The 14,592-nt window shown below is 70.1% G+C and carries 13 protein-coding genes and 1 pseudogene; 9 read left to right on the top strand and 5 right to left on the bottom strand.

Annotation, left to right across the window (positions count from 1 at the left end; genetic code table 11):
• The first annotated feature begins 118 nt into the window (after positions 1-118).
• Entirely contained in the window at positions 119-2,716 is a 2,598-nt protein-coding gene (clpB, locus tag AC1VWI_RS21625; protein ID WP_499512662.1) for an ATP-dependent chaperone ClpB, read from the top strand.
• 104 nt (positions 2,717-2,820) lie between these two features.
• The gene (locus tag AC1VWI_RS21620) at positions 2,821-3,351 is read left to right on the top strand and encodes a type III secretion system chaperone family protein (RefSeq protein WP_499512661.1); all 531 of its coding nucleotides are present in this window, start codon (positions 2,821-2,823) and stop codon (positions 3,349-3,351) included.
• A 178-nt stretch (positions 3,352-3,529) separates the two neighbouring features.
• Here AC1VWI_RS21620 and AC1VWI_RS21615 read toward each other — a convergent pair whose 3' ends face one another.
• Positions 3,530-4,693, bottom strand: coding sequence for a pyridoxal phosphate-dependent aminotransferase (locus AC1VWI_RS21615; protein WP_499512660.1), 1,164 nt, complete (start codon positions 4,691-4,693; stop codon positions 3,530-3,532).
• A 188-nt stretch (positions 4,694-4,881) separates the two neighbouring features.
• Here AC1VWI_RS21615 and AC1VWI_RS21610 point away from each other — a divergent pair, with 188 nt between their 5' ends.
• Entirely contained in the window at positions 4,882-5,355 is a 474-nt protein-coding gene (locus AC1VWI_RS21610; RefSeq protein WP_499512659.1) for a DUF4240 domain-containing protein, read from the top strand.
• A gap of 350 nt (positions 5,356-5,705) precedes the next feature.
• Entirely contained in the window at positions 5,706-6,059 is a 354-nt protein-coding gene (locus AC1VWI_RS21605; RefSeq protein WP_499512658.1) for a hypothetical protein, read from the top strand.
• Positions 6,060-6,229: 170 nt separating this feature from the next.
• Here AC1VWI_RS21605 and AC1VWI_RS21600 read toward each other — a convergent pair whose 3' ends face one another.
• From AC1VWI_RS21600 to AC1VWI_RS21585, 4 genes are all read right to left on the bottom strand, one after another.
• Positions 6,230-6,874, bottom strand: coding sequence for a putative DNA-mimic protein (locus AC1VWI_RS21600; RefSeq protein WP_499512657.1), 645 nt, complete (start codon positions 6,872-6,874; stop codon positions 6,230-6,232).
• A 286-nt stretch (positions 6,875-7,160) separates the two neighbouring features.
• Positions 7,161-7,511, bottom strand: coding sequence for a hypothetical protein (locus AC1VWI_RS21595; protein WP_499512656.1), 351 nt, complete (start codon positions 7,509-7,511; stop codon positions 7,161-7,163).
• Positions 7,512-7,551: 40 nt separating this feature from the next.
• Positions 7,552-8,787, bottom strand: a complete 1,236-nt coding sequence (locus AC1VWI_RS21590; protein ID WP_499512655.1) for a helix-turn-helix domain-containing protein — start codon at positions 8,785-8,787, stop codon at positions 7,552-7,554.
• Positions 8,780-9,103, bottom strand: coding sequence for a putative quinol monooxygenase (locus tag AC1VWI_RS21585; protein ID WP_499512654.1), 324 nt, complete (start codon positions 9,101-9,103; stop codon positions 8,780-8,782). Before AC1VWI_RS21585 ends, AC1VWI_RS21590 begins: the two co-directional genes overlap by 8 nt.
• 194 nt (positions 9,104-9,297) lie before the next feature.
• Between AC1VWI_RS21585 and AC1VWI_RS21580 the strand changes: the two genes are divergently transcribed.
• The 5 genes and pseudogenes from AC1VWI_RS21580 (at position 9,298) to AC1VWI_RS21560 (ending at position 14,589) form a co-directional block, all read left to right on the top strand.
• Positions 9,298-9,588, top strand: a complete 291-nt coding sequence (locus AC1VWI_RS21580) for a hypothetical protein (RefSeq protein WP_499512653.1) — start codon at positions 9,298-9,300, stop codon at positions 9,586-9,588.
• Positions 9,545-10,669 (top strand): annotated as a pseudogene (locus AC1VWI_RS21575) (tyrosine-type recombinase/integrase); the annotation flags it as partial. The gene AC1VWI_RS21580 and the pseudogene AC1VWI_RS21575, both read left to right, overlap by 44 nt.
• A 757-nt stretch (positions 10,670-11,426) precedes the next feature.
• Complete coding sequence (locus AC1VWI_RS21570; protein ID WP_499512652.1) at positions 11,427-11,972, top strand: DUF2617 family protein; 546 nt, start codon at positions 11,427-11,429, stop codon at positions 11,970-11,972.
• Positions 11,973-12,081: 109 nt separating this feature from the next.
• Positions 12,082-13,650, top strand: a complete 1,569-nt coding sequence (locus AC1VWI_RS21565) for a polyamine aminopropyltransferase (RefSeq protein WP_499512651.1) — start codon at positions 12,082-12,084, stop codon at positions 13,648-13,650.
• A 57-nt stretch (positions 13,651-13,707) separates the two neighbouring features.
• Positions 13,708-14,589, top strand: coding sequence for an SRPBCC domain-containing protein (locus AC1VWI_RS21560; protein ID WP_499512650.1), 882 nt, complete (start codon positions 13,708-13,710; stop codon positions 14,587-14,589).
• Positions 14,590-14,592: the final 3 nt, after the last annotated feature.

Below are 14,592 nucleotides of genomic sequence, written 5' to 3'. Positions count from 1 at the left end.
TTTCCGTGCCCGTCGCTGGCATTCACAGACTTGAGTGGAATAGACTCAACTTGTCTCACGCTGGAGTAGGCAGGTCCGAAACGGTTCCGGAAGGACCCAGAAGGAGGAGTACGCGGACGTGGACGCCGAGCTGACCAACAAGAGCCGCGAGGCCCTGAACGCCGCCAACACCAAGGCGGTCTCGGCCGGGCACGCGGACCTGACCCCCGTGCACCTGCTGCTGGCGCTGCTGGAGCAGCCGGAGAACGACAGCGTGCTGGACGTCCTCGCGGCCACCGGCGCGGACGCCGCCGCGGTGCGTTCCGGCGCCGAGCGGCTGCTGGGCGGACTGCCCAGCGTCCAGGGCAGCACGGTGGCGCCGCCGCAGGCGAACCGCGAACTGCTCGCCGTGATCGCCGACGCGGCGGGGCGGGCGAAGGAACTCGGGGACGCGTACGTGTCCACCGAGCACCTGCTCATCGGCATCGCCCTCAAGGGCGGAGCGGCCGGTGGGCTGCTGAAGGAGTACGGTGCGACCGGCAGCAGGCTGCAGGACGCCTTCGAGCAGATCAGGGGAGGTCAGCGCGTGACGACACCCGACCCCGAGGGCACGTACAAGGCGCTGGAGAAGTACGGCACGGACTTCACCGCGGCGGCCCGCGAGGGCAAGCTCGACCCGGTGATCGGCCGGGACAACGAGATCCGGCGCGTGGTGCAGGTGCTCTCCCGGCGCACCAAGAACAACCCGGTGCTCATCGGCGAGCCCGGCGTCGGCAAGACGGCCGTCGTCGAGGGCCTGGCCCAGCGCATCGTCAAGGGCGACGTGCCCGAGAGCCTGCGCAACAAGCGGCTGGTCGCCCTGGACCTGGGCGCGATGGTCGCGGGCGCCAAGTACCGCGGCGAGTTCGAGGAGCGGCTGAAGGCCGTGCTGGCGGAGATCAAGGCCAGCGACGGCCGGATCATCACCTTCATCGACGAGCTGCACACCGTCGTCGGCGCGGGCGCCGGCGGGGACTCCGCGATGGACGCGGGCAACATGCTCAAGCCGATGCTGGCCCGCGGCGAGCTGCGCATGGTCGGCGCGACCACCCTCGACGAGTACCGCGAGCGGATCGAGAAGGACCCGGCCCTGGAGCGCCGCTTCCAGCAGGTGCTGGTGGCCGAGCCCAGCGTCGAGGACACCATCGCGATCCTGCGCGGTCTCAAGGGACGCTACGAGGCGCACCACAAGGTGCAGATCGCCGACGCCGCCCTGGTCGCGGCCGCGACCCTCTCCGACCGCTACATCACCGCCCGCTTCCTGCCCGACAAGGCCATCGACCTGGTCGACGAGGCCGCCTCGCGGCTGCGCATGGAGATCGACTCCTCGCCGGTCGAGATCGACGAGCTGCAGCGCTCCGTCGACCGCCTCCGCATGGAGGAGATGGCGCTGGAGAAGGAGACCGACGAGGCCTCCAAGCAGCGTCTGGAGAAGCTGCGCAAGGACCTCGCCGACAAGGACGAGGAACTGCGCGGCCTCACCGCCCGCTGGCAGAAGGAGAAGGAGGGCCTGAACCGGGTCGGTGAGCTCAAGGAGCGTCTGGACGACCTGACCACCCGGATCGAGCGCGCCCAGCGCGACGGTGACTTCGAAGCCGCGTCCAAGCTGCTGTACGGCGAGAAGCCGAAGCTGGAGGCGGAGCTCGCCGAGGCCACCGAGGCCGAGGAGGTGGCCAAGCGGGGCACCATGGTCAAGGAGGAGGTCGGCCCGGACGACGTCGCCGACGTGGTCGCCGCCTGGACCGGCATCCCGGCCGGCCGCCTGATGGAGGGCGAGACGCAGAAGCTGCTGCGCATGGAGGAGGAGCTCGGCAAGCGCCTGATCGGCCAGGGCGAGGCCGTGCGCTCGGTGTCCGACGCGGTGCGCCGCTCCCGCTCCGGCATCGCCGACCCCGACCGCCCGACCGGTTCCTTCCTCTTCCTCGGCCCGACCGGTGTCGGCAAGACCGAGCTGGCCAAGGCGCTGGCGGACTTCCTCTTCGACGACGAGCGGGCCATGGTCCGCATCGACATGAGCGAGTACGGGGAGAAGCACTCCGTCGCCCGCCTGGTCGGTGCCCCTCCGGGCTACGTCGGCTACGAGGAGGGCGGTCAGCTGACCGAGGCGGTGCGCCGCCGCCCGTACTCCGTGGTGCTGCTGGACGAGGTGGAGAAGGCCCACCCCGAGGTCTTCGACGTCCTGCTCCAGGTGCTCGACGACGGCCGGCTCACCGACGGCCAGGGCCGTACGGTCGACTTCCGCAACACCATCCTCATCCTCACCTCCAACCTCGGCAGCCAGTACCTGGTCGACCCGGTGCTCGGCGACGAGCAGAAGAGGGAGAGCGTGCTGGAGACGGTGCGGGCTTCGTTCAAGCCCGAGTTCCTCAACCGGCTCGACGACATCGTGGTCTTCAGCGCCCTGAACAAGGACGAGCTGCGCCGCATCGCACGGCTGCAGACCGACCGCCTGGCGGACCGGCTGCGCGACCGGCGGATCGCCCTCGACGTCACCGACGAGGCCTTGGACTGGCTCGCCGAGGAGGGCAACGACCCCGCCTACGGCGCCCGTCCGCTGCGCCGGCTGGTGCAGACCGCCATCGGCGACCAGCTGGCCAGGGAGATCCTGGCCGGCGAGGTCAGGGACGGCGACACGGTGCGGGTCGAGAGGGTCGGCGACCGGCTGCTGGTGGGCGCGACCACCGGCAAGACCCTCTGAGGCACCCCGGGAACGGCACGCGAACAGGGCACGGCGGGCCGCGCTTGCACGGCGCGGCCCGCGGTGAGGGAGGATGGGTGTATCCGTACGAAGGGAACTGCAAGGTGAGCATCGACCCGTCCTCGATTCCGAATTTCGGGGGCCAGCCGGACCCCCAGCCCGGCCCTGCCGGGAACGTGGTCATTCCTGACCAGGATCTGGTCAAGCAGCTGCTGGAGCAGATGGAGCTCAAGTACGTCGTCGACGAGGAGGGCGACCTCGCCGCGCCGTGGGAGGAGTTCCGCACCTACTTCATGTTCCGCGGGGAGGAGGACCAGCAGATCTTCGCGGTCCGCACCTTCTACGACCGGCCGTACAGCATCGAGGACAAGCCTCAGCTGCACGAGGCGCTCGACGACTGGAACCGCCGCACCCTGTGGCCGAAGGTCTACACCCACACGCACGACGACGGCACGGTCCGTCTGATCGGCGAGGCCCAGATGCTGATCGGCCTCGGCGTCGGCCTGGAGCACTTCGTCTCCAGCACCGTCAGCTGGGTCCGGGCCTCCATCGAGTTCGAGAAGTGGATCCTCGAGGCCCTCGGGCTGGAGAAGGACGCGGAGTCCACCGACGACGACGGCGACGGCGAGGACTGAGCGCGCCCCCACGGGCGTACACGGACCGCACGAGGGCAGCCCCTCCGGCAGCCCGTCCGCCACGCGACCGCCGGTGAGCGGGCGTGCGCGGGCGGGCTGTCCTGCTCCGGTCCCCGCCCGGTCCCCGCCCGGTCCCCGCCCGGGGCGCGCCCCGGGCGGCCCCGGCCCGCGCACGGCCTCAGAGCCGGCGCAGCCGCTCCACGCTCTCGCGCAGCACGTCCTCGCGCTTGCAGAAGGCGAAGCGCACCAGGCTGCGGCCCTCCTCCGCGTCGTCGTAGAAGATCACGTTCGGCACCGCCACCACCCCGCAGCGCTCGGGCAGCGCCCGGCAGAACGCCAGGCCGTCCTTCTCGTCGAGCGGCCGGATGTCGGTGGTCACGAAGTACGTGCCCTCCGGGCGGAAGACCCGGAACCCGGCCGCCTCCAGGCCGTCGGAGAGCAGGTCCCGCTTGCGCCGCAGGTCCTCGCGGAAGTCCCGGTAGTAGGCGTCCGGCAGCCGGAGCGCCTCGGCCACGGCGTACTGGAACGGCCCCGCGCTCACGTACGTCAGGTACTGCTTGGCCGCGCGCACCGCGTCGACCAGGGCGGGGGCGGCGGTCACCCAGCCGACCTTCCAGCCGGTGAAGGAGAACGTCTTGCCCGCGCTCGAGATGGTGACCGTGCGGTCGCGCATCCCCGGGAAGGACGCGAGCGGCACGTGCTCCGTGCCGTAGGTCAGGTGCTCGTAGACCTCGTCGGTGACCACGATCAGGTCGCGCTCGACGGCCAGCTCCGCGATCGCCGCCAGCTCCTGCCGGGTGAGGACCATGCCGGTCGGGTTGTGCGGGCTGTTGAGCAGCAGCAGCCGGGTCCGCGGGGTGACCGCCGCGCGCAGGGCGTCCAGGTCCGGGCGGAAGGACGGCGCGCGCAGGGTGAGCGGGACGCGGCGGGCGCCGGCCATGGCGATGCAGGCGGCGTACGAGTCGTAGAAGGGCTCGAAGGCGATCACCTCGTCGCCCGGTTCCAGCAGCCCGAGCATGGCGGCCGCGATGGCCTCGGTGGCGCCCGCGGTGACCAGCACCTCGGTGTCGGGGTCGAAGCCGAGCCCGTGGAAGCGCAGCTGGTGCTCGGCGACGGCCCGGCGCAGTTCCGGCACACCGGGCCCGGGCGGGTACTGGTTGCCGCGGCCGTCGCGCAGCGCGCGCACGGCGGCCTCGCGCACCTCCTCGGGGCCGTCGGTGTCCGGGAAGCCCTGGCCGAGGTTGATCGCACCGGTGCGGACGGCGAGGGCGGACATCTCGGCGAAGATCGTGGTCCCGAACTCGGCGAGTGCGCGGTTGAGCGGGGGTCGCGAGGAGGTCATGCCCGCCATCCTCCGCCGAACCTCTGGACTTCCTCAACGTAGCTTCGTGGGTGAACACCTGCGGCGGTGCCCAACGCGCCACCTCTGACCAGGGGGAAGGCCGTCGTCGTCTGGCGTCGTCTGTCGTCGTTGGCTGCCCTCGGACGGCCCACAGACGGCCCAGGATCGCCGGGCCGTACGCTCTGGCCATGATGATGACCTGGGCTGACTTCTGGGCATTGATAGACACCCTGGGCGGTAAGACTGATGAAGCTAGTTGCCGCCGCCTTGCTGCAGAGCTGAGTAATCGCCCGGTTCCCGACATCCAAGGCTTCGCCGAGCGCCTGGCCGAGGCTTTGTACCGTCTGGATCAAGAGAAGTTCGGCACCCTGCCCGTCGCCGACCTGACGCTGCGAGACGGTGAACCCCTCCCGCAATCCGCAGACAGCTTCCTGTATGCACGCTGTGCTGTGGTGGCTGCCGGCCAATCCGTCTGGGAGTCCGTGTTCTTCGACGTCGACCAGTTCGCCCCGTACACCGCCCCTACGCGCGACGGCGAGTCGCTCCTCTACGTGCCTGATCAGGCCTACGAACTGGCAACCGGGCAGGAGTGGGATCGGTCCACGCGCTACTGCTTCGAGACATTCTCAAATCAGGACGGCTGGCCACACCTGCAGGCCTGAGGCCGGCGGAGCCTCAATGGCTGCGTCAAGCCCGAGAACGACCTTGAAAACCGTCGTGGCAGCGATGTCACCGTGGGTTCAAATCCCACACTCTCCGCAGTAGGCCAGCGAAGGCGCTGGACAGAAGGGGTGCCCCAAGACACGGGGGCGCCCCTTCTTCGTGCCCCATGGCACCGTGCTTCCCCCTGGTTTCCCGTCTGATCGGGCACGGAAGGGGCACGACTGGGATGTCCTTCATCGTGGGTGCGACGGACTGGTTGAGGGCCATTGATGGCATGGACTTGGTGTGTGATCGCTTGTGGCGCTAGTTTCCGCGCGAGTCGATGCGGCAGAGGCTTCTCGGAGGCGACATGTGGGATGGCCCGTTCTACCGGGTGAAGCGCGAAGACTACGAGATCTGCTTCGTGCCAGGGGCGGGCGAAGACCTGGAGGAGGTATGCAACGTCGACATGTGGCTGACCTTCCCCGACGGTAATCGGTGGTCCGGGACCATATTTACCCTCGACGAGGTCCAGCGCCTGATGGACCGGTGGAAGGACACGGGCGAGTGCCTTGGCGGCACGTACTTCTACTGCTGGGACGAACTCATCGTCCGCCATGCCGGCATCTCATCCATGGTTCGGGTGATTGATGACCTGGTCGTGACGGGCGATTACGAATCGGCCCTTCGCCCGATCGGACCGGACGATGACCGAGACGATTGACTTCGGCGCTGGGCTCTTGGTGTCCCAGTTTGGAAGACTGAGGCTGCGGACTGCCTCTCACCTGGGCAGACGCTGACCTGCTGCGATGCGGTGCGGTCACCGCTGTTCCCCGTGGCTCCCCGTTCGGCACCGCCTCACCTGGCACGGCTGTGGCACGCCCGATCCACTTCTCAGACGAAGGCGATGGCGGCTCCGGTCGCGATCGAGAGTTTCGCGGCCTGGAGGAGTTGCAGGCAGACATACGATTCGACGCCGTAACGCTGCCATCCCTCAGTGGCCGGCACTTCGGCATCGGCGGCTTCAAAGACCTCTTCGGAGTGCGGATCGAGGTCCTCAGGAAGACCAAGGGCTTCAGCAAGTCGACGGGTTTCCGCCAGCAGTCGCACCGAGGACCCGAGGTAGCCGCCCCGCGCCTTCTTGTCCACGATGACGTGGGCGAAGTCGACGGGGACGTAGTAGCCCTCGCAGTCCGAATGATGGATCAGATGGTCGAACGGTCCAGGAGGATCACCGGGGATAGCCGCATAGACCTTGCTCAGGAGCGGGTCGTCACTCGCACGCTGGTCTTGATCCAACGGCTTGGGAAGGCCTTGGCCCGCCGCAAGATGGACGGCAAGACGACGAACGGTGTGCAAGCCCGAGTAGCCCCACATCTCGAACTCTGCATCCTCTGCCACAACCAGATCAGGCTCGGTCCACCGCCGCGCTCCCGAACGTTCCAGTAGCTCGCCGATTACAGCGAAGTCAGCGCGGACCATCTCGGTGTAGTCGTCCTCGGCATCAACGAGCACACCGACCACCATGTTCAAACCCATGGCGCGATCTTGCCAGTGGCGATCGGACGACTGCACTCGGCCCTGCTGCCTGTGGGACGGTTACCTCCCAGTCTGGACGCAGAACTGACGCGCGCAGACCAGCGCGGGCGTTGGCGCGATCTTTGGCCGGTGGCCTGCCTGGGCTGGGGTCGAGCATGGCCAGGGGGCCTTACGCTGGCCGCGAATCGGGCTGGCTCCTGCCTGTGCTTGGCGTGCACATGTGGCGATCTCTGATCAGCTCTACGGTTACCACCCAGTGGGTCCGCGTTGCGACAGGGGAAACGACTCACGGCCGCAGGGTTTCTCCTTGCGGGTCGTAGCAGACGAGCCCATGTTCGCCAGCCAAAGATGCGGCGTACTCAGACACTTCCTCAGCCTCGCTGTAGGACATGACCAGGTACACGATCGGCCCCGAAGCCTCGTTGATCACCGGTGGCGACGCCCACACCATCTTGCCGTCGATGTCGTCGGGGTACCGGTCGAGGAGCGCCTCAACGTAAGCCACGATGCGCGGCGCCGGAGGGATGACGACATCATCCGACTCCAGATAGCGCTCGTAGAGCTCGTCATAGACGGAGCCCGCTTCGTGGTCATCGGGTGGGAGTTCGCCATCCCACACAGCAAGGTCATAACTCACGGCCGGATCATCGCACGTGCCCTGACGACCGGGGATAGCGCTAGGCGATCGCCATTCGGTCGGCGAGTCCTGCCAGGGGTTCGGGGACTCGGTGGCCGGAGAACTGGAGGAGGTCGCGGACTGCTTCGCGGGCCAGGTGGTGGGAGTGGACTTGTTCGCGGGCCAGGGTTTCGGCTTCGAGGAGTGCGGCGGTGGCCTCGCCGACGTGTCGCCGCTGCGCGTGCGCTCGCGCCACGTCAACCAGGAAACGTGCCTGTCGCTCCGGGGACAGCCCTGAGGGGTCGATGCGTTCGGCTACGTCCAGGGCCATTCCGGCGTCGCCGAGGTCGACTGCGGTGCTGACGGCGTGGATCTCGACGTTGGTGGGGCCGAACTCGGTGTCGAAGTCGTTGCGGTCGGCTCCGTTGGTGGCGGCGATGCGCCGTGCCTCTGCGATGTGGGCGTGGGTGGCGGAGCGGGCTCCCTCGCGGGCGCTGATGACGGCCATGACCAAGTGCATGGCGCCCAGGAGCGACCTTTCCTCCGGAGGGCTGGCGTCTGCCTGGCAACGAGGCGTCAGGACGTTGATCGCCGACATGGCGGCTTGCTCGGCCTGGTCGGTGCGTTGCTGCCTGATGAAGGCGTGGGCCAGGCGGAAGAGGCCCGCGACGACCTCCAAGGGTTGGCCGGCGCGTTCGGCTGCCTGCAGTGCCCGGTCGGCGGCGACCCATGCGGCGTCCGGCTCGTCCTGGCGCACGAAGCTTGCCGCGGCCACCTGGTAGGTCCGGGCCAGGAGGGCGTGGAGCTCCGCCCGTTCGCCTTCGGGGCCGTGGCGTACGGCAGCTTCGAGTTGAGGCAGCACCTTGGAGAGCCGGTCACTCAGTGCCGCGTAGCTCGCTGCGTGGGCGAGGTCCCACAGCTCGTCGACGTGCCGGTGGAAGTCTTCGAGTGAGGGCTCCGGGCAGGCGGTGATCTGCCCGAAGAGGCTTCCCAGCGTGGGGTGTCCGGTCAGGGCGACGCGCAGCCCGTCGAGGTCGTTGCTCTGCGGCTGCTGCTCGGGCTCCGGTTCGGGCGCGATCTCGGCTTCCGGGCGCAGTTCGCGTACCGGCACGCCGAGGGCGTCGGCCAGGGCTTGGAGCACTGATAGGCGCTCGATCGGCTGCACGCCTCGCTCGACTTGGGAGACCCAGCTTTCGGAGCGGCCCATCTCGGCGGCCAGGTCGCGCTGGGACAAGCCTCTCTTGCGGCGCAGCTCGGCGACCCGCTGACCCGCTGTGCGGTTGTCGGTGTCACTCACCGGGGGCCTCGGTCGGGTACTTGCCGGCGTACGGGGCCATGAAGTCGACCTCCGTGTTTGCCACGTACTTGTCGCGCTCGGACAGGAAGTGCTTCGTGTGGGCCTGGCGCTCGTGCTCGTCGAAGGCCGCGCGGTCGGCGTACAGCTCGAAGAAGATGCGCTGGTCCGGGGTGCCCTCGACTTCGTGGCAGGCGTAGACGAGGGTTCCGGGCTCCTTCGCGCGGATGGCGGCGGTGGTCTCACGCACCAGGGTGTCGAAGCCCTCGGCGGCGCCTTCCTTGAGCGTGAACCGTACAAACAGCGCGAAGTTGCTCATCTTTCCTCCTCGATGCCGGATCCCCAGCATCGCAGAAGTGCAGATCTACTGCTAGTCGCAGCTTTTCTATTGACCCGCAGTTTTTCTGCGAGTAGCTTCGAGTTACTGCTCGGCTACATGACCACGCCCCGTGCGGCGCGCTCTCTGCCAGGATCACGACGCCGCCCGGGGCTTCCACAAAGGGAGCCTTCATCATGCCTGCAACGCTCGCTGTTCGTCCCCGTATCGACGCCGCTGTCTGCGGCAGCTGCCAGGGCACCGGCGAAGAGCTCGACAACGACGGCTCGCTGATCGGCCTGCCCGGCGTAGTCCTCCCGTGCGGAGAATGCGGCGGTACCCACAACCTGCACGACCGGCCCGGCGAGTTCTGCCCCTGCTGGGTGCCGACCTGGGACCACAACGGCGGCCACACCGGCTGGGTACCGATCCCGCTGAACTACTGGCACGGAGAAGTCCAAGAGCTTCCCGGACCGGAAGAAGCGTGAGGCTGAGCAGTGGCTGATCCACATTGAGGCCGACATGTCGCGCGGCCAGTACATCGACCCTGGTGCAGCTCGGATCACCTTCCGCCAGTACGCCGAGCGCTGGTTGGAGACCCGAACATCTAGTCCGACCACGCGGACAGAGCTGGGTCGCCGTCTGCGCCTCCATGCGTACCCGGTGATCGGTTCTCGCTCGGTCGGGACGTTTCGGCCGGAGCACATCCGGCACCTGCTGTTCGTGTTGGAGACGAAGCCTGGAGTCAGTTCCTCGTACGCGCGTTCTATCTATGCGGACGTGCGGGCGGTGTTGTCGGCGGCTGTTGATGACACGCTGCTGGTCCGGAACCCATGCAGTGCGAAATCGGTCCGGGCACCCAGGGCTGATGCTTCGCGGGTGGTGCCGTGGACCGCTGATCAGGTGCGAGGCGTAAGGGCTGCTCTTGAGGAGCGCTACCGTGCCGTGGTCGATGTCGCGGCTGGGTGCGGACTGCGTCAGGGAGAAGTGTTCGGGCTCGCTGAGGGCGCGCTGGACTTCGAGAGCCGGACCCTGCACGTGGTGCGGCAGATCAAGCACGTGGAGGGCAAGCCTGTGTTTGCCCTGCCGAAGTGCGAGAAGGAGCGCGATGTGCCGCTGCCCGACTCCGTGGCGTACGCCCTGAAGGCGCACATGGACCTCTGCAAGCCGGTTGAGGTGTCGTTGCCGTGGGGCTCTCCGGAGGGCCCGAAAGTGGCTGCCCGCCTGCTGTTCACCAACCCTGGCGGGGGCATCGTGTGGCGGAGCAACTTCAACGCCCACGACTGGAAGCCCGCTCTCGCCTCGATCGGCCTAATCCCGGAGGCGGAGGAAGGGAAGCGCTACGTCTCCGCCCGTGAACACGGCATGCACGCCCTCCGGCACTTCTACGCCTCGGTACTCCTCGACTCCGGGGAGAGCGTGAAGGCCGTGAGCGAGTACATGGGACACGCCGACCCGGCGATGACCCTTCGCGTGTACGCGCACCTGATGCCCAACAGCCGCGAGCGATCCCGGCGGGCCGTTGACCGAGTCCTTGGGCCGCCTGGCGTTGAAGATTACGGCCCCTAGACGGCCCAGTCGCCCCCCTTGGCCCCTGGTTCTGGTTCCGATGCAGACCAGGGGCCTTCGCGTACCCGGAAACCTCTGGACTTCCTCAACTTTGCTTTCGGCCGCGGACGGCGGGGGCATCACCGTCGCACAACGGAAAGCACGGAAAGCGGGGGTGGGAACGATGGGCGCGTTGGTCGTATTGCTCGTCTTCGGCGCGATAGTGGGGCTCGTGGTCCTGGCGGCGAGGAAGGGCGGCCGGCGGAGGGGCCGGCGGCACTCGTACAGCTCCTCCGCCGCCGGGGGCGCCGGGGCCGGCTGGTGGGCGGGGGACGCGGGCTCCTCCGACGGGGGAGGCGGTGGCCACCACGGGGGAGGCCACCACTCCTGCGGCGGCGGGAGCTCGTGCGGCGGGGGGAGCAGCTCGTGCGGCGGGGGCGGCGGTGGCTGTGGCGGCGGTGGCTGTGGCGGCGGAAGCTGACGATACGAAATTGCGTATTGCCCGTGCCGAATCGCATATGCGCCCGGCGGGTTACTCACCCGTCGGGCGCATTTGTAGTGAACACCTGAACCCGTCCGGGCCCTTGCGGATGTAAAGGGGGTGGAGATGGGTAAAAACGCTGAAGGCGACGCGCCATTCATGATTGCGTATTCACCGACCCCTCGTGGGCACGAGCCGACGGACGTTCTCCCCCACAGGCGCGGGTCGGCGCGTCCTCTCCCCCCATGCCCGTGACCTCCCCTCGCTTGCTCGCGATGTGCCTGCGGAGCCGACTTCATGCTCACCATGCTTCAGACCGCCTACACCGACACCCGCGCCGGCGACCTGGCCTGGTGTCTGGGGAAGGACGAGCTGCCGGCGCTCGCCGTGCTCGACCGCGAGCTCCCGGGCGCCGGTTCCGGCGCGCCCGCGGCGCCCGCCGCCCCCCGCGTCCAGGTCCAGCTGCGGCTGCTCGGCGCCTCCCACCAGGTCATCCTGGACTCGGCCCGCGGCCGCTGCTCGGAGACCGTCGCCTGCCTGCCGGGCACCAGCGCGCCGCTGCCGTTCGGTGTGGCGCGGCGGATCGCCGGCTGGGACTACGAGTTCGCGGCGCGGATCGAGACGCTCTCCCGGGGGGGCTTCGCGGGGCGGGCGCAGGAGCTGCTCGCGCTGGTGGCCGATCACCCCAATGGCCTCGCGGGGACGTTCCCGGGTGATCCGCACGCCTTCACCGCGATGCTCGTGCAGTACCGCGGCGGCAGCGTCCTGTGGCGCACCTGGCACGCGTACCCCCAGGAAGGACGCCTGGTGGCGACCCGTTCGACCCTCAGCGCGCAGCCGTGAGCGCGGTGGTACGCCCGTGGCCGGCACGGCGTCAACGCGCCGCCAAGTGCCACGAATTGCACCCCTGTGGGTGACGTGGACCGCCATATACCTGACATAGCGTGCAAGCATGATCGACCAGTCCACCTCCCGTACGGCCCGGGCCGCCCCGCGCGCCTGCAGGCTGCGGCTCCCCGTCCCGGTGGCCGCGGCCAGGGCGCTGGTCCTGGCCGCGGTCTTCGTCTGCGCCGCCTGCGGCCTGGTGTACGAGCTCGAACTGGTCGCGCTCGCCTCGTACCTGGTCGGCGACTCCGTGACGCAGGCCTCGATCGTGCTGTCCGTGATGGTCTTCGCCATGGGCGTCGGCTCCCTACTGGCCAAGCGGCTCAGCTGCGCGCCGGCGATCGGCTTCGCGGCCGTCGAGATCGTGCTGGCGCTGGTCGGCGGGCTCTCGGTGATGGCGTTGTACGCCAGCTTCGCCTGGTTCGGCCAGTCCCGGCCCGCGATGGCGGTCTTCGCCTTCGCCATCGGCGTGCTGATCGGCGCCGAGATCCCGCTGCTGATGACGCTGATCCAGCGGGTCCGGCGGCAGGACGCGGGCGGTGCCGTCGCCGACCTCTTCGCCGCGGACTACGTGGGCGCGCTGGTCGGCGGGTTGGCCTTCCCCTTCCTCCTGCTGCCCTGTTACGGCCAGCTGACCGGGGCGCTCGTCACGGGCGCGGTCAACGCCGTGGCGGGCGGCGCCATCGTGCTCTGGCTCTTCCGCAGTGACGTCACGCCACGTGCCCGGGCCCGGCTGATCGCCGCCAACCTCGTGGTCCTCGCGGTGCTGGCGGCGGCGGCCTGGGCCGCCGGGCCGTTCGAGCGGGCGGCCCGGCAGGCGGTGTACGGCGGCGACGTGCGGCTCGCCGAGCAGACCGCCGTCCAGGAGGTCGTGCTCACCTCGGCTCCGTTGCAGCTCTTCCTCGACGGCCGGCTGCGGGTCCGCGGCCGGGACGAGTACCGCTACCACGAGGCGCTGGTGCACCCCGCCATGGCGGGCCGGCACCGCCGGGTGCTGATCCTCGGCGGCGGCGACGGGCTCGCGCTGCGCGAGGTGCTGCGTTACCGGGGGGTCGGCTCGGTGACCCTGGTCGACCCCGACGCCCGGCTCCTCGCCCTGGCGCGGGACGACCCCGCGCTGGCCCGCCTCAACCGGCACGCCTACCGCGACCCCCGGGTCGAGGTGGCGGCCGCGGACGTCTTCGACTGGCTGCGCCGGGAAGGGCCGCCGCGACCGCCGGGCGGGTACGACGTCGTGCTCGCCGACCTCCCCGACCCGGGGATCTCGCGCAGCGCCAAGCTGTACTCGCAGGAGTTCTACGGGCTGGCCGGGCGCGTGCTCGCCCCGGGCGGGCGGCTCGCCGTGCACGCGGGAGCGCCCGGCGCCGCCCGGCGCGGCTTCTGGACCGTCGACGCGACGGTACGGGCGTCCGGGCTGCGCACCGCCGACTACTGGATCGGCACCGGCCGCGGGGACGAGGACTGGGGCTTCGTCCTCGCCGCCCGGCACCGCGCCCCGGCCCCGCGGCTGCCCGCGGACGCGCCGCGGCTGCGGTCGCTGTCCCCCGCCGCGCTCGCCTCGGCGGTCCGGCGGGCCGCGCGGTCCCCGCTGCGTGACCTGCCCCCGTCGACGCTGATGCATCCGCGCTCCGGGTGAGGGCGAACCGGCGGGGAATCGGCACCGAAGCACCGCCCGGCGGATTAGGCTCGCGGCATGGAGCCGCATGAGGTGTTCGTTCCGTTTCCGGCCGAAACCATTCGCCGGTCCCTCGCCGACCTGGAGCGCGTGGCGCGCTGCGTGCCCGGCCTCCAGCGGGACGCCGGCGCCGAGGAAGGGCTCGCCGGCCGGCTGAGGCTCCGGATCGGCGGCTCGACCATCACCTACCGCGGCACACTGCGACTGGTCCCGCGCGGCGGCGGGCTGGCCGTCGAGGGCGAGGCGGTGGAGTCGCGCGGCGCGGGCACGGTCAAGCTGGCGCTGGAGCTCGGCGTGGACGCCGTGTCGGGCGGCGCCCTGCTGACCTTCAGCGGCACCGTGCAGGCCGACGGGCGGCTCGGCGAGTACGAGGAGGCGACGGTCACCGCCGCCGGCCACCGCCTGCTGGACCGTTTCGTCGCCGCGCTCACCTCCGACCTGGAGGAGCAGGCACCGGCGGGGGCGCCCGAGCCGGCCGTGGAGGACGCCGGTGCCGAGGACCTCGCCGACGACCTGCCCGCGCAGCTCGACGAGTTCGCCGGGCACGACGCCCAGGAGCTGCGTGAGCTGGAGGAACTCCCCGAGCTGGAGGACGCGGACGGCGCGGAGGCCGTCGGCGAGGTGCTGCCCGGAGCGGAGGCGGTGGCCAGGGTCCCCGAGGACCCGGCCGGCATCGACCTGCCCGCGGAGGCCGCGCACGCCCGCCGCACCCTGATCGGCCGCAGCGCCGAGGAGGTCGACCACGCCCCGCCGCGCGGCCGCTACGCCCCGGTGCCCGCACCGCAGAGCGGCGCCGCGGCCGCCTCGCTGCGCCGTTACGCGCCGGCCGCGGCGGCGCTGCTGCTGTCGGCCGTGGTCGCGGGGCGGGTGCTGCGGCGGCGCAGGCGCTCGTTCCCGTAGGGT

This window comes from Streptomyces sp. TOM-9 (genome assembly GCF_056858595.1).
This window is presented reverse-complemented; position numbering and strand designations above follow the sequence as displayed.

Coding starts and splice junctions, on each gene's coding strand:
- AC1VWI_RS21615 (WP_499512660.1), bottom strand. CDS start 4,693: ATGACCTCCTCGCGACCCCCGCTCAACCGCGCACTCGCCGAGTTCGGG.
- AC1VWI_RS21610 (WP_499512659.1), top strand. CDS start 4,882: ATGATGATGACCTGGGCTGACTTCTGGGCATTGATAGACACCCTGGGC.
- AC1VWI_RS21605 (WP_499512658.1), top strand. CDS start 5,706: ATGTGGGATGGCCCGTTCTACCGGGTGAAGCGCGAAGACTACGAGATC.
- AC1VWI_RS21600 (WP_499512657.1), bottom strand. CDS start 6,874: ATGGGTTTGAACATGGTGGTCGGTGTGCTCGTTGATGCCGAGGACGAC.
- AC1VWI_RS21585 (WP_499512654.1), bottom strand. CDS start 9,103: ATGAGCAACTTCGCGCTGTTTGTACGGTTCACGCTCAAGGAAGGCGCC.
- AC1VWI_RS21580 (WP_499512653.1), top strand. CDS start 9,298: ATGCCTGCAACGCTCGCTGTTCGTCCCCGTATCGACGCCGCTGTCTGC.
- AC1VWI_RS21570 (WP_499512652.1), top strand. CDS start 11,427: ATGCTCACCATGCTTCAGACCGCCTACACCGACACCCGCGCCGGCGAC.
- AC1VWI_RS21565 (WP_499512651.1), top strand. CDS start 12,082: ATGATCGACCAGTCCACCTCCCGTACGGCCCGGGCCGCCCCGCGCGCC.
- AC1VWI_RS21560 (WP_499512650.1), top strand. CDS start 13,708: ATGGAGCCGCATGAGGTGTTCGTTCCGTTTCCGGCCGAAACCATTCGC.